This window comes from Kribbella sp. NPDC050470 (genome assembly GCF_044458365.1).
In the GTDB taxonomy this organism is placed as follows: Bacteria; Actinomycetota; Actinomycetes; order Propionibacteriales; family Kribbellaceae; genus Kribbella.
This window is the reverse complement of sequence record NZ_JBITHV010000009.1, coordinates 325,084-339,349: the sequence shown is the minus strand read 5'-3', so window position 1 is coordinate 339,349 and position 14,266 is coordinate 325,084. Positions and strand designations below refer to the sequence as shown.

General features: G+C 69.3%; 10 protein-coding genes. 3 read left to right on the top strand and 7 right to left on the bottom strand.

The window, feature by feature from the left end:
- Positions 1 to 570: 570 nt before the first annotated feature.
- From murQ to ACIBGM_RS28440, 7 genes are all read right to left on the bottom strand, one after another.
- On the bottom strand, positions 571 to 1,464 hold the full coding sequence (gene murQ / locus ACIBGM_RS28470; protein ID WP_360535764.1) for an N-acetylmuramic acid 6-phosphate etherase: 894 nt from the start codon (positions 1,462 to 1,464) through the stop codon (positions 571 to 573).
- Positions 1,465 to 1,534: 70 nt separating this feature from the next.
- A complete protein-coding gene (locus ACIBGM_RS28465) occupies positions 1,535 to 2,422 on the bottom strand; it encodes a MurR/RpiR family transcriptional regulator (protein ID WP_360535762.1) in 888 nt (295 codons plus the stop codon).
- 35 nt (positions 2,423 to 2,457) lie between these two features.
- The gene (locus tag ACIBGM_RS28460; RefSeq protein ID WP_360535760.1) at positions 2,458 to 4,182 is read right to left on the bottom strand and encodes a serine hydrolase; all 1,725 of its coding nucleotides are present in this window, start codon (positions 4,180 to 4,182) and stop codon (positions 2,458 to 2,460) included.
- Positions 4,179 to 5,462 carry a DUF1343 domain-containing protein gene (locus tag ACIBGM_RS28455; protein WP_360535758.1) on the bottom strand — a complete coding sequence of 428 codons (1,284 nt, stop codon included), beginning with the start codon at positions 5,460 to 5,462 and terminating at the stop codon, positions 4,179 to 4,181. Before ACIBGM_RS28455 ends, ACIBGM_RS28460 begins: the two co-directional genes overlap by 4 nt.
- Before the next feature lie 25 nt (positions 5,463 to 5,487).
- Positions 5,488 to 8,031 (bottom strand): glycoside hydrolase family 3 N-terminal domain-containing protein, encoded by a 2,544-nt coding sequence (locus ACIBGM_RS28450; RefSeq protein ID WP_360535770.1) that lies wholly within the window; start codon positions 8,029 to 8,031, stop codon positions 5,488 to 5,490.
- A 2-nt stretch (positions 8,032 to 8,033) separates the two neighbouring features.
- On the bottom strand, positions 8,034 to 9,836 hold the full coding sequence (locus tag ACIBGM_RS28445; protein WP_360535756.1) for a glycoside hydrolase family 3 protein: 1,803 nt from the start codon (positions 9,834 to 9,836) through the stop codon (positions 8,034 to 8,036).
- Positions 9,837 to 10,027: 191 nt separating this feature from the next.
- Complete coding sequence (locus ACIBGM_RS28440; protein WP_360535754.1) at positions 10,028 to 11,032, bottom strand: LacI family DNA-binding transcriptional regulator; 1,005 nt, start codon at positions 11,030 to 11,032, stop codon at positions 10,028 to 10,030.
- A gap of 197 nt (positions 11,033 to 11,229) precedes the next feature.
- Here ACIBGM_RS28440 and ACIBGM_RS28435 point away from each other — a divergent pair, with 197 nt between their 5' ends.
- From ACIBGM_RS28435 to ACIBGM_RS28425, 3 genes are read left to right on the top strand one after another with little or no spacing between them, the layout of a single operon-like run.
- Positions 11,230 to 12,462: an ABC transporter substrate-binding protein gene (locus ACIBGM_RS28435; RefSeq protein ID WP_360535752.1), complete on the top strand. Its 1,233-nt coding sequence runs from the start codon at positions 11,230 to 11,232 to the stop codon at positions 12,460 to 12,462.
- A gap of 5 nt (positions 12,463 to 12,467) precedes the next feature.
- Complete coding sequence (locus tag ACIBGM_RS28430; RefSeq protein WP_360535750.1) at positions 12,468 to 13,424, top strand: sugar ABC transporter permease; 957 nt, start codon at positions 12,468 to 12,470, stop codon at positions 13,422 to 13,424.
- Between the two features lie 14 nt (positions 13,425 to 13,438).
- A complete protein-coding gene (locus ACIBGM_RS28425; RefSeq protein WP_360535748.1) occupies positions 13,439 to 14,254 on the top strand; it encodes a carbohydrate ABC transporter permease in 816 nt (271 codons plus the stop codon).
- Positions 14,255 to 14,266 lie beyond the last annotated feature (12 nt).

The window sequence follows — 14,266 nt, the reverse complement described above, 5'->3', positions numbered from 1 at the left end:
CCGCGCGGGGCGCGGGGCCCGGGCGGCGGGGGGGGGGGGGCCCCCCCCGGCCCGCCCCCCCCCCCCCCCCCCCCCCCCCCCCCCCCCCCCCCCCCCCCCCCCCCCCCCCCCACGACCAGCACCATCAAGCAGCCCGGAGCCGCGCCCCACAGTCCGCTCCTCGCGCCATCCACAGCACCCCTGAGACCGCTAAGCGGCCGCGCCGGAGGCGCCAGAAGAACAGCCGCCGCCGAAGGCGCGTCCTTCCTACCACCCACCCCATCTCTCCCGCGCCATCCACGACACGCGGGACACCGGCCGCGGCTGCGCCGGAGGCGCCAGAGGAACAGCCGCCGCGCAGCGGTGTCCTATCCGCCAGCCGACTCAATCTCCCTCGCGCCATCCACAGCACACGCGACGCCGGTGAGCGCCCACGCCGAAGGCGCCACAAGACAGCCGCCGTCGAAGGCGCGTGCTTCCTACCTACCCACCCCATCTCCATCGCGCCGTCCACAGCACGCGGGACGCCGGTCCGCGCCGCGCCGGAGGCGCCAGAAGACTGCCGCCGCGGAGCGGCGTCCTTGGGCGGTGTTAGGCGGGGGCACCCAAGGTGGTTAGGGCGGTGGCCACTCGGCCGTGGGCGGCTTCCAGGGCGGCTCTCGCGGCGGGGATGGGGGTGCCGGTAAGGAGGTGGACGAGGGCGGGTTTGAGCTCGCCGTCGGCTTCGGCGAGGGCGGACTCGCAGGCTTCGGGGTCGGCGCCGGTGGCTTCGGCGAGGATGCGGAGCATGCGGCCGCGGAGTTTCTGGTTGGTGGCGACGAGGTCGACCATCAGGTTGGACCAGGTGCGGCCGAGTTTGATCATGAGCGTGGTGGAGAAGGCGTTCAGGATCATTTTCTGGGCGGTGCCGGCCTTGAGCCGGGTGGAGCCGGCGATCACCTCGGGGCCGGTGTCGGCGGCGATCACGATGTCGGCCAGCGGCGCCAGTGGTGCGGTGGGGTTGGAGGTGACCAGGACGGTGGTCGCCCCGACCGCTCGCGCGGCCTTCAGCGCTCCGGCGACGTACGGCGTGCTCCCGGAAGCTGCGAGGCCGATGACGAGGTCCGCGGCGGTGACGGTGCTCGCGTCGAGCGCGCCGCCTTCCTCGGAGTCCTCGACGTTCTCGACCGCGCGGAGCAGCGCGTCCATGCCGCCGGCGTGGTGGGCGACCACCAGGCCCTCGGGCGCGTGGAACGTCGGGAGCAGCTCTGCCGCGTCCAGGACGGCCAGACGGCCCGAGGTGCCGGCGCCGAAGTAGTGGACCCGGCCGCCGCTGCGGACCGCCTCGACTCCGGCGTCCACTGCACGGGCCAGTTCCGGGATGACGACACCGACGGCGCCGGCCACCCGGGCGTCCTCGGAGTTCACCATCCGGAGGATCTCGGTCGTGCCCACCGCATCGATGGCGAGCGTCCTGGGGTTGCGCTGCTCCGTCGGCGTGGTCACAGCTCCGATGTTAGTTTCCTACTGAAGGATTTTCAATTCTGTTGATCGTTGACGGAAATGATTGACGTGCTCACTCCGAGCCCTTGAGCCGGTGGCCGCGCACCGAGCTCGCGGTCTCCTCGAGCGCCTTCCGGGCGTCCGGCAGCACCTGCTGGGCGACCCCGATGAACAGGCAGTCGATCACCGTCAGCTGCGCGATCCGGCTCGACATGGCTCCGGAGCGGTACGTCGTCTCACGGGCGGCCGTGGTCAGCACCAGGTCCGCCGTCCGGGCCAGCGGGGAGCGGGGGAAGTTGGTCACCGCGACCGTGGTGGCGCCGTGCTTGGCCGCCTCCTCGAGCGCCTCGACGACCTCGACCGTCGTACCGGTGTGCGAGATGCCGATCGCCACGTCGCCGTCGCCGAGCAGCGCCGCGCTGGGCAGCGCCACGTGGACGTCGGACCAGGCGAACGCGACCCGGCGGATCCGGTGCAGCTTCTGCTGCAGGTCGAGCGCCACGAAGGCGCTCGCCCCGAAGCCGTACAGGTCCACCCGTGGCGCGTTGACGACGGCCTCGACGACCTTGGCCAGGGCGTCGACGTCGACCTGCTGCGCGGTCTCGCGGACCGCCCGCTCGTCGGCGAACGCGACCTTGTTGATCACGTCCGCCAGCGAGTCACCGGGCTCGATGTCGCCGCCGACCTCGGGCCGGACGCTCTCCTGCGCCGACTGGGCCGCCAGCTGCAGGCGGAGCTGCGGGTAGCCGGGGACGCCGATCTGCTTGCAGAACCGGATGACCGTGGTCTCCGAGGTGGACGCCACCTCGGCCAGTTCGGAGATCGTCATCGCCGCCACTCCGCCCGGGTCCGCGAGGACCGCGTTCGCCACCCGCTGCTCGGCCGGCGCCAGCGCGGGCATCACCGCGCGGACCCGGACCAGCAGCGGCCCCGTGGGTTCTGGAGAGGAAACTGAGTTCATGACAGCACGGTACGGCGACTTACCACCCAGTGGTGTCACCGACGCGAAAGTCTCCAACCGTTGGCGGTAAATGACTCAGGCGTTCGCTCTCCGTCGAGAAGAACACCACTCTGGCTCGTGATCTTCACACCGTCGACGTACACGCCCCGGCCCTGGTACAACGCGTCGGAGGTGTAACGCCACCGGACCGTCTGCTCACCGGCCGCAAGCTCGGCGAACACCTGGTGCCAGTGCCGGTCGCCGGAGCCGCTGATCGCGCCGTCGTGGTCGATCACCGATCCCCGGTCCAGCACGGTGAACGGCACCTTCGTCCAGGTGGTCCCGTCCGCCGAGGTCTCCAGGTACAGCAGGTCGGTCTCCTCGGTGTCCACGAACATGTCGAACGCCAGCTTCGCCCCACCCTCCGGTACGGCGACCTGCGCAGAAAGGGTCGTGGTCGCGCCGTCCGTCGTACCCGAGAACCAGGCGTCCTTGCCGTGCCGCGGCCCGACGCCGAGCGCGAGCGCCAGCCCCTGCGCGACGGCCCGCCGGGCCGGGTTGTTGCTGCCCCAGCTGCGGCTCGGGTGCACCCGGTTGGTCAGCAGGATCGCGAACGAGCGCGAGTCGAAGTCGATCACCAGCGAGGTCCCGGTGTACCCGGTGTGGCCGGCCGTGCGCGGGCCGGACAGGCCGTTCATGTACCAGCGCTGGTTGAGCTCGAACCCGAGTCCGTGGTCGTTGCCCGGGAAGGCGCCGTTGAAGTTGGTGATCATCGCGGTCACCGAGGACTCCTTGAGGATCCGGGCGCCGCGGTAGCTCCCGCCGTTCAAGAAGGTCTGGGCCAGAATCGCCAGGTCGTCCGCGGTGCTGAACACCCCGGCGTGACCGGCGACGCCGTCCAGCGACCAGGCGTTCTCGTCGTGCACCGAACCCCAGACCATCCCGCGCGGCGGCGCGGACTGGAACTCGGTGGCCGCGATCCGCGGCTTCTTCTTGGCGTCCGGGTTGTAGCCGGTGTCGCGCATCTGCAGCGGCTTGGTGATGCCGTCGGCAACGAGCTTGTCCAGCGTCTTGCCGGTCACCCGGTGCGCCAGCTCGCCCAGCGCAATCAGGTTGAGGTCGCTGTAGAGGTACTTCGTCCCCGCCGGGCTGGTCGGGGTCGCGGTCAGCGCCATGTGCATCCGCGAGGCCGGGTCCGGCTGGGCGCTCCACAACGGCAGCCATGCCGGCAGCCCGGTGGTGTGGGTCAGCGCCTGCCGGACCGTGATCGCCTGCTTCCCGTTCTCCGCGAACTCCGGGACGTACGACGCGATCGGCGTGTCCAGCCCGACCTTGCCCTTCTCCACCTGCTGCATCACCACGATCGAGGTGAACAGCTTGGAGACCGACGCCATGTCGAAGATCGTGTCGGTGCGCATCGGGATCTGCTGGTCCGCGGGCAGCTCGGTTCCGGCGCCGTCGGCGTACTTGAGCGCCATCCCGGTGGCCGTCTTGGTGACGATCCTGCCGTCGTGGCCGAGCAGCGTGACCGCGCCGGCGTACAGGGGTTTGACCGTGCCGTTCGGCCTGGTCCAGGCGTCCACCTGGGCCAGCGCCGCGTCGATCGGCGCGGGGTCGAGACCGGCCTTCGCCGGGGTGGTTTCGCGCAAGAGAGTCGTCTTCGGTGCGTAGCCGTCATACGGCCGGTCGAACCGGCCAGATCTGTTGCCGTTGGCAACCGCCGGGGTGGTCAGGGCGAGCATCACGGTGGAGACTACCGCGATTCCGAGGACACGTCTCACCGGTGTGCTCCCTTGTAGAGCAGGTACTGCTCCCGCCGCGCGGTCCACGCATCGGTCTCGGGCTGCCAGGCCGCCACGATCTCCTCGGCCGAGGCGCCCGCGGTCAGCATGGTCCGGAACCGGTCCGACCCGGTCAGCAGGTCGATCCAGCGGCCGGGCGGGTTCTCGGTCCGCCAGGCGAAGCCGGGGTAGAGCTTGCGCGCCTCCACGATCATGTGGGTCGCGGCGGTGATCGCCTCCACCTTGTGCGGGTCGGTGATCAGCACCTGGACGCCGCCGCACAGCACGTTGGCGTTCTTCGAGATGAACGGCGTGAAATACGCCTCCCGGAAGGCGACCCCGGGGATGTCCTTCTTCTGCAGCTCCTGGGCCCACTTGTAGTCGATGTACGGCGCCCCGATCAGCTCGAACGGCCGCGTCGTACCGCGCCCCTCGGACATGTTGGTCGCCTCGAACAGGCACATGCCCGGGTAGAGCAGCGCGGTGTCCGGGGTCGGCATGTTCGGGCTCGGCATCACCCAGGTCAGACCGGTGTCGTCGTACAGCTGGTCCCGCTTCCAGTTCTTCACCTGGATGACCTGGAGCTCCGTCAGCCGCTTGCCGTCGGCGTCCAGCGGCAGGTACTCGGCGTTGAACAGCTGGGCCAGCTCGCCCACGGTCATCCCGTGCTGCTGGATGATCTCCTCCTTGCCCACGCCGGAGGTGAACCCGGGCTTGAGCATCGGGCCGCGCGCGTACCCGCCGACCGGGTTCGGCCGGTCCAGCACGACGAACTTCGCGCCGGTCCGGGTGGCCGCGATCATCGCCTCGTACATGGTCCAGATGTAGGTGTAGAACCGGGCGCCGACGTCCTGAATGTCGAAGACGACCGTCTCCACGCCGGACTTGGTGTAGAGGTCGGCGAGCTTGGTCGCGGTCGCGCCGTACGCGTCGTAGACCATGATCCCGGTGCGCGGGTCGACGTGGTCGCCCTCGGACCCGCCGGCCTGCGCGGACCCGCGGAAGCCGTGCTCGGGGCCGAAGACCGCGACCACGTTAACCTGCCCCGAGGCGTGCATCGTGTCGACGATGTGACTGAGGTCGGGCAGGATGCCGGTCGGGTTGCTGATCACGCCGACCTTCTGGCCGGCCAGCGCGCGCCAGCCGTCGGCGGCGAGCACCTCCGCACCCGTCATCGTCTTGCGCCTGGTGGGCGTCGGGCCGGCCTGGGCCGCCGGTACGTCGATCATGGGGGCGGCGGCCAGGGCACCGGCGCCCGCGAGCAAACTGCGGCGCTTCATCGGTCTTCTCCTTCAGGCAAAGGCATTACGGGCGGAACAACAGGTCGGCCACCACGGGGCGGTGGTCACTGGCCGCTTGTTCGGGGGGTACGACGGCGTGCCGGACGCGGAGCCCCGCGCCGACGGTGACGAAGTCGATCCGCTTCACCGGATCGACCGCCGGGTAGGTGCTGGGGCCGCCGGCCGTCGAGGCGGCCGCCGTCCAGCAGTCGGTCAGGCGTGTCCACAGCCCGGCGAGCTCGGGAGCGTCTGCCTCGGCGTTGAGGTCACCGGTCAGGATCTGCAGGTCCTTCCGCCGGTCGCGCGCCAGGATCTTCATCGTGTCGGCGACCTGGGCCTGCCGGACCGACGGGTCGGCGCGGTAGTCCAGGTGCGTGGAGTACACGTGCACCCGGCGGCCGCGGACGTCGAGCTCGGCCTCCAGGAAGCCGGGCGCCAGGGCCGGCACCGGGTTCGGGTCCTGCGTCGAGAGCCGGGTGATCGGGTGGTTCTCGATCCGGACCAGCGGGAAGCGGGACAGGACGCCGACGCCGTACTGCCGGCGTGGCTGGCCGGCCGCGGGCGGGTCGAGGTCGTAGATCGGCGCGAATCCGGAGAACATCCCGAGCTTGGTCGCGAGCTCGGCCAGGGTGTCCAGCCACTCGCTGCGCGCACCCCAGTGCACGTCGACCTCCTGCAGGCCGATCACGTCGGCGTCGAGCGCCTTCAGCGCCTGCGCGGTCCGGTCCAGGTCGAACACGTTGTCCGACCCGGCGCCGGCATGAATGTTGTACGAGGCAACGGTCAGCCGGGTGTCGCGCGGGTCGAAGGTGAGCCCGTGCCCGAACGGGTGCAGGGTCTGCTCCGGGTCAGGCTGCGCCGGGATCGCGACCGGAAGCTTCCCGGTCGGCGCGAGCTCGCCGTACAGGACCTTGGCCAGCGCCTCCATCGACGCCGCCGCGTACCCGTAGGTGGCCAGCGTGGTTTTGGCCGTGGGGAAGTACGCGACGTCGTACGGATCCCGTACGGCGACCACGATCACCGGCCGCCCGGTCGCGAGCAGCGTGTTGACGAGCTTCTGCTGCTTGGCCTGCTTGTCGGTGACGGTGGTGTCCCAGGCCTTCATCGTCAGTACGACGGTGAGGTCGGCAGCCGCGGACGCCGCCACCGCCTCGTCGATCCGGGCATCGGTCGGCGTCGAGCCGGTGTCCTTGACGGTCACCGTCGCGCCGCGGCCCTGGAGCGCAGTCCCGAGGGCCGTCGGGCTGTATCCGGCGACCAGGATCTTCCGCGGCGCCGGTGACAGCGGCACCATGCCCGCGTCGTTCTTCAGCAGCGTCGTGCTGCGGTCGGCGATCCGCTGCGCGGCGGCGTAGTTCGACGGCGTGCCGACCACCTTCGCGACCTGCGCCAGATCGACATACGGGCGATCCACGACTCCGGTCTTCAGCTTGAGCTTCAGGATTCGCTCGACACTCTGGTCGATCCGCTCCTCGCTGATCCGGCCGGCGTGGACGGCGCCGATCACCGAGTTGAACGCCAGCTCGGGGTTGACCGGCATCAGCAGCTGGTCGACACCGGCCTCGAGCGCCCGCAGTGGAATCTCCGCGTCGCCGTACTTGTCCCGGACGCCCTTCATGCCGAGCGAGTCGGTGATCACGACGCCGTCGAAGCGCAGTTGCTCGCGCAGGATCCCGGTCAGGATCGGCCGGCTCAGCGTGGCCGGGTCGCCGGACGCGTCCAGCGACGGAACCACGATGTGCGCGGTCATGATCGAGTCGATCCCGGCCCGGATCGCGGCCCGGAACGGCGGCGCGTCGATCGTGTTCCACTCCTCGACGGTGTGGTTGATCGTCGGCAGCGAGGTGTGGCTGTCGTCCCGGGTGTCACCGTGACCGGGGAAGTGCTTCGCGGTCGACACGATCCGGCCGTCGCGCTGGTAGCCCTTCACCTGTTCGGCGGTGAGCTCGGCGACCAGCCCGGGGTCGGACGAGAACGAGCGGACCCCGATCACCGGGTTCAGCGGGTTCACGTTGACGTCGGCGACCGGCGCGAAGTCGGTGGTGACACCGACCGCACGCAACTCCCGGCCGCCGATCCCGGCCGCCAGCCGGGCGAACTGCCCGGACCGCGTCGCGCCCAGCGCCATCGCGCCCGGGAACTGTGTCGCGGGCGGTCCGACGCGGAACACCACACCGTACTCCTGGTCGGTGCTGATCTGCAGCGGGATCCCGGTGCTGCCGATCGACGCGCTCTGCAGGCCGTTGGAGAGCCGGGCGATCTGCTGCGGGTCCTTGGTCGAGTCCGTCCAGGCGAAGTAGATCACCCCGCCGAGGTGGTACTTGCGGACCACCTCGGCCGGCGTGGCGACGCCGTACAGGCTGGTGTTGCGCGGGTCGACCGTGTCCGCTGTCGGCCCGTAGGCGTAGCAGACGAACAGCTGGCCGACCTTCTGCTCCAGTGTCATCCGGCGCAACGTCTCGCGGACCCAGCGGTCGCTGCCCGCGTGCGCGGTCGCGGTGCCGGCAACAGTCGTGCCGGCGACCGCGGCTGCGGCGAGGCCGAGGGTTTGGCGGCGGGTGAACTCCATCGTCACCAGGTCAGTCCGTGGCCGAAGGGGTAGAGCGGCGTCGCCGGGTCACCGGCGACCGGGATGTCGACGGGCAGCTTGCCGGTCGGCTTGATCTCGCCGTACAGCGCCTTGGCGAGCGACTCCATCGACACCGCTGCGTACCCGTAGGTGGCCAGGTACGTCGGCGCCGCGTCGAAGTACGCGATGTCGTAGGGATCGCGTACGGCGACCACGATCACCGTCTTGCCAGTGGCGAGCAGGTCCTTCACCAGCTTCTGCTGCTTGGCCAGCTTGTCCGTGACCGTGGTGTCCCAGGCCTTCATCGTCAGTACGACGGTGACGTCGTTCTGCTGAGCCTTGGCCACGGCATCCGCGATCGCCGCGTCCGACGGCGCCGCGCCGGTCTGCGCGACCGTTGTCGTGGCTCCACGTGTGGCAAGGCTGTTGGCCAGCGACTGTGTCGTGCTCACGCCCCACCCGGTGACCAGGATCTTCCGCGGGTCGGAGCTGAGCGGTACGGCGTTCGCGTCGTTCTTGACCAGCGTGACGCTCTTGTCGACGATCGTCTGCGCCGTCGCCAGGCTGGCCGGAGTGCCGACCTTGGCCGGGATCTGGGCTGGGTCGACATACGGGTCGAACAGGACGCCGTTCTTCAGCTTCATCAGCAGGATCCGCAGCATGCTCTCGTCGATCCGCTTCTCGCTGATCCGGCCCGAACGGACCGCGTCGAGGACCGCGTTGAACTGCAGGTCCGGCGCCGGCGGCAGCAGCAGCTGGTCCGCGCCGGCCTCGATCGCGCGGACCGCGACCTCGGCGTCGCCGTACTGCTGGCGGACGGCGGCCATCTCGAGCGCGTCGGTGATGATCAGGCCCTTGAACCCGAGCTGCTCGCGCAGGACGCCGGTCAGGATCGGCTTGCTGAGCGTCGCCGGGTCGCCGGACGGGTCGAGCGCCGGGACCACGATGTGCGCGGTCATGATCGAGTCGATGCCGGCCTTGATCGCGGCCTTGAACGGCGGCGCGTCGATCGTGTTCCATTCCTCCAGGGTGTGGTTGATCGTCGGCAGCGAGTTGTGGCTGTCGTCGCGGGTGTCCCCGTGGCCCGGGAAGTGCTTCGCGGTCGCCATGATGCCGGCGTCGCGCTGATAGCCCTGCACCTGCGCGACGGTCATGTCCGAGACCAGTGTCGGGTCGCTGGAGAACGAGCGGACGCCGATCACCGGGTTGAGCGCGTTCACGTTCACGTCGGCGACCGGGGCGTAGTCCTGCCGGATGCCCATCGCCTTCAGCTCGCGGCCGGTGATGCCGGCGGCGGTCCGCGCGTCGGCGGTGTTCCGGGTCGCGCCGTGCGCCATGTTGCCGCCGAACTGGGTGGCCGGCGGGCCGATCCGGACCACGACGCCCTGCTCCTGGTCGGTCGCGATCGTCAGCGGGACCCGCAGTCCCACGCTGGTGGCGGTCTGCTGGAGCTGGTTCGAGTAGGTCGCCAGTTGCGTCGGGTTCACCACGTTGCCGCGGGCGTTGAAGTAGATCCAGCCGCCCGGCTTGTACTTGGCGACCACCTCGGCCGGCGTGGCGACGCCGTACAGGCTGGTGTTGCGGGCGTCGGGCTGGTTGGCGTTCGGCCCGTAGGCGAACAGCACGAACATCTGCCCGACCTTCTCCTCCAGCGACATCCGCTGGATGGTGCGGCCGAGCTGGGCGGCCTGGTCGTTCCCGATCGGGTCGGGTGGTGGAGCGCTGGCGGCGGTGGAGACTCCGACCCCGGCCATCGCGGTTGCGAAGGCCAGGCCGGCGAGGCTCGATCGGCGCAAGGCGGACATGACAGACCCCCTACAGGTTATTGAATTACAGGCGCTCCCCCGCGACGCGAAAGTTACCCACACCACCACAGCGGGTCAAGGGCAAACTACTAACTGACGTTACGTAGTCGCCTCGGGCGCGAGGCAGGACCTGAAAAGACATAGGAGGAGAGAGGTGTGGAGACGCTGTGTAGCGAGCGCCGAGCGGCGGCCTAGCTGGGCGGTGGGGCCGTCGTGGCGCCGGGGTGGAGCTTGGCGGGGACCAGCTGAGGCGGCAGGGGGTCGGCGCCTTCCAGCTGGCGGATGAGGGCTTCGGTGCCGAGGTGGCCGAGCTCGGGGCCGGGGGTGCGCATGATGGTGAGCTCGGGGTTGGTGAGGGCAGCCATCTCGGGCGCCATCAGCAACGGCAGCACCGAGATGTCCTCCGGGACCCGGCGCCCGAGGCGGTGCAGGCCGGCGACCGCGCCGAGCGCGGCGAACTCGTTGACGATCAGTACGGCGGTCGTGTCCGGATGGTCGCGCATCAGGCGAGCCATCGCCTCCTGGCCGGCCATCGTGGAACCGGAGCTTTCCAGTACGACGGTCTCCAGGCCGTACTCCGCGGCGACCCGGCGATACGCCGCTTCGGATCGGACGTACGGGCCGTAGGTGCTGAACAGCGGGTCGTTGAGGTTGCCCGAGATCAGCGTCAGCCGCCGGTGCCCGAGGCCGTAGAGGTACTCGACCGCATCCTCGACGGTCCGGTCGAAGTCGATGTCGACGTGGGACAGCCCTTCGAGCGTGCTGGTCCGCCCGATCAGCGCGAACGGCATCCCCGCCTCCTGCAGGACCGTGACGCGGGGATCGTCCAGCTGGACCTCCATCAGCACGACGCCGTCGACCAGGCCCTGGCCGAGCAGCTCGGTCAGCTCGGTGCCGTCGTTGCCGACCGGCCAGAGGACCAGGTGGTAGTCCTGCTCGCGCGCCGCGTCGGCGGCACTGGTGAAGAACTCCGCGGCCGAGAAGCCGAACTTGTGGTCCAGCGCCGGGTACGCCATCGCGATGATGTGCGTCCGCCGGCTGGCCAGCGCCCGGGCGACCACGTTGCGGCGGTAGCCGAGGTCGGCCATCGCCTTCTCGATCCGCTCCCGGGTGGCCGCCGTCACCGGCTTGGTGTCGTTCAGCAGGAAGGACACGGTCGCGATCGACACACCGGCGCGCTGGGCGACGTCCTTCATGGTCACCATTCGACTCGGTCCCCTCTGAGCTATTGACACCGGTGTGACCCAAGGAACATAGTCCTTGGACACCTCAGTTAAGCGGTTTACCGAAAATCCCACAAGTGAACGGCCCACAATCGGCGGCCTGCGGTTAAGCGTTTTGATCAACGCATCCGGAGTGGCCTCCGACCATCCCCTCCGAAGGAGCGCAAGTCATGATCAGTCAGCGGATCACCGCTGCGCTGGCGGGTGCGACGGCCCTGTCGCTCGTGCTGGCCGCCTGTGGTGACAACGGCGGCGACCAGTCCTCGGCCTCGTCCGGCGACACCGTCAAGAGCCTCACGATTCTGGACTACTACAACAACGACCCGGACAAGTCGCTGGTCCAGAAGGGCCTCGATGCGTGCGCGAGCAAGCTCGGCATCACCATTCAGCGGGAGACGGTGCCTGGTGACACCTTGATCCAGAAGGTGCTGCAGCAGGCGTCGTCGAAGACGCTGCCGGACGTCCTGATGCTGGACAACCCGGACGTGCAGCAGATCGCCGCGACCGGTGCACTGGCGCCGCTGAACGACATGGGCCTGACTGGGGACGGAGTCATTCAGGGCATGGTCGACGCGACGTCGTACGACGGCAAGCTCTACGGACTGGCGCCGGTGACGAACACGATCGCGCTGTTCTACAACACGCAGATGCTGCAGGAGGCCGGCGTCCAGCCCCCGAAGACCTGGGACGAGCTGAAGGCCGCGGCCAAGAAGCTGACCAAGCCCGGCCGTTACGGCATGGCCTTCAACGCCAACGCGACGTACGAGGGTTCGTGGCAGTTCCTGCCGGCGATGTGGACCAACGGCGGCGACGAGACCGACCTGACCAGCCCGCAGGTCTCCGAAGCCCTGCAGTTGTGGGTGGATCTCGTCCAGTCGGGGTCGGCGTCGAAGAGCGTGATCAACTGGACCCAGGGCGACGTGAAGGACCAGTTCGTGGCGGGCAAGGCCGCGATGATGGTGAACGGGCCGTGGCAGATCCCGTCGCTGGAGAAGACCCCGAACGTGAAGTGGGAGGTGGTCACGTTCCCGCTGAACAAGCCGGATCAGACCCCGGTCGCCCCGCTCGGTGGCGAGGCCTGGACCGTCCCGCTGAACAAGGACCAGGCCAAGCAGCAGAAGGCCGCCGACTTCGTGAAGTGCCTGAACTCGGACGAGAACGAGCTGGCCTGGGCGAAGGCCCGGTTCACCATCCCGACCAAGACCGCGCTGCTCGACCAGTACGTCAAGGAAGTGCCGTCGATGAAGGCCTTCACCGAGCAGGTCAAGACCGCCCGGTCCCGGACCGGCAAGCTGGGCGACAAGTGGCCGGAGGCCGCCAAGGTGATCTACCAGGCCATCCAGCTGGCGCTGACCGGTAAGGCCTCGGCGCAGGACGCCTTCAAGCAGGCCTCCGGCGGCTGATCGCGATGGCGCACGCGACCTTGACGCGTACGACGCAGACGTCCGGCCCGGAGCCTGTTCGCAGGCTCCGGGGCCGGCGCCACCGGGGTGAGGACCTGACCAAGGTCCTGTTCGTGCTGCCGGCCGCGCTGGCGATGGTGGCGCTGTTCGGCTACCCGGTGGTGAAGAACCTCATGATGAGCCTGCAGGACTACGGCCTGCGGACCTTCTTCACCGGGGACGCGCCGTGGGTGGGGCTGAAGAACTACACCACGGTGGTGACCGACAACCTGTTCTCGCAGGCGATGGTCAACACGGCACTGTTCACCATCGGGTCGATCGCGTTCCAGTTCGTCATCGGGCTCGGGCTGGCGCTGTTCTTCCACCGGCGCTTCCCGCTCAGCGGCGTACTGCGCTCATTGCTCCTGCTGCCGTGGTTGCTGCCGCTGATCGTGTCCAGCGCGACCTGGCGGTCGATCCTCGAGCAGGACAGCGGCATCCTGAACCGCACGCTGACCGGGCTCGGCATCATCGACAGCCCGGTGCCGTGGCTGAACTCGCCGTCGGTCGCGCTGATCGCGGTGATCGGGGTGAACATCTGGATCGGCATCCCGTTCAACGTGACGCTGCTGTACTCCGGCCTGAGCGAGATCCCGGACGAGCTGTACGAGGCGGGACAGCTGGACGGCGCCACCGGCTGGCGGGCGTTCTGGTACATCACCTGGCCGAACCTGCGGGCGGTGGCGAGCGTGCTGCTGATGCTCGGCGTGGTCTACACGATCAAGGTGCTGGACATCATCCTCGGCCTCACCGGCGGCGGTCCGGCCAACGCCACCCAGACGCTGGCGACCCAGTCGTACGAGCGGTCGTTCATCGACTTCAAGTTCGGCGAGGGCGCGGCCCTGAGCAACATCCTGATCGCGATCTCGTTCCTGTTCGCGATCTTCTACCTGCGCAGCACCCGGCGCGCCGTCGACGAGTAGGAAGGGGTACGACGATGACCGACTCGACCGTCCGTCGCGGTGTCCACACCGTGATCGGCGTACTGATCCTGTGCGTCATGCTGTTCCCCGTCTACTGGATGGTGAACGCGTCCCTGCAGCAGTCCGGCAACACCCTGACCGCCGGCTTCCTGCCGCTGGACCCGACGTTCGCCGGCTACCGGCGGGCGCTCAGCGAGCAGGGCGGCAACCTGGTCACCAGCATGATCATCGCGGCCGGCACCGTGGTGCTCAGCCTGGCGATCGCGACCCCGTGCGCGTATGCGCTCTCGCAGTTCCGGTCCCGCTGGGTGTCGGTCGGGCTGCTGGCGATCCTGATCTCGCAGATGATCCCGGGCATCGTGATCGCCAACGCGCTCTACACGGCGTACGAGCGGCTCGGGCTGCTGAACTCGATCCCGGGCCTGATCGTGGCCAACTGCAGCAGCGGGATCCCGTTCGCGATCCTGATCCTGCGCTCGTTCATGCTCTCGCTGCCGCCGTCGCTGGTGGAGGCCGCGCGGGTGGACGGCGCCGGGCTGTTCCGCGCGTTCGTGGCGATCGTGCTGCCGATCAGCAAGAACTCGCTGATCACCGCGGGACTGTTCAGTTTCCTCTTCTCCTGGAGCGACTTCCTGTTCGCGCTGACGCTGACCACCAAGGGCGGCGTGCGGCCGGTGACGCTCGGGATCTACCAGTACCTCGGCACCCAGGTGCAGAACTGGAACGCGGTGATGGCGACCGCGGTGCTCTCGGCGATCCCGGCCATCGTGCTGCTGGTCGCCGCGCAGAAGTACATCGCCGCCGGCGCCATCGGCGGAGCCGTCAAATAACTCTCTAAGGAC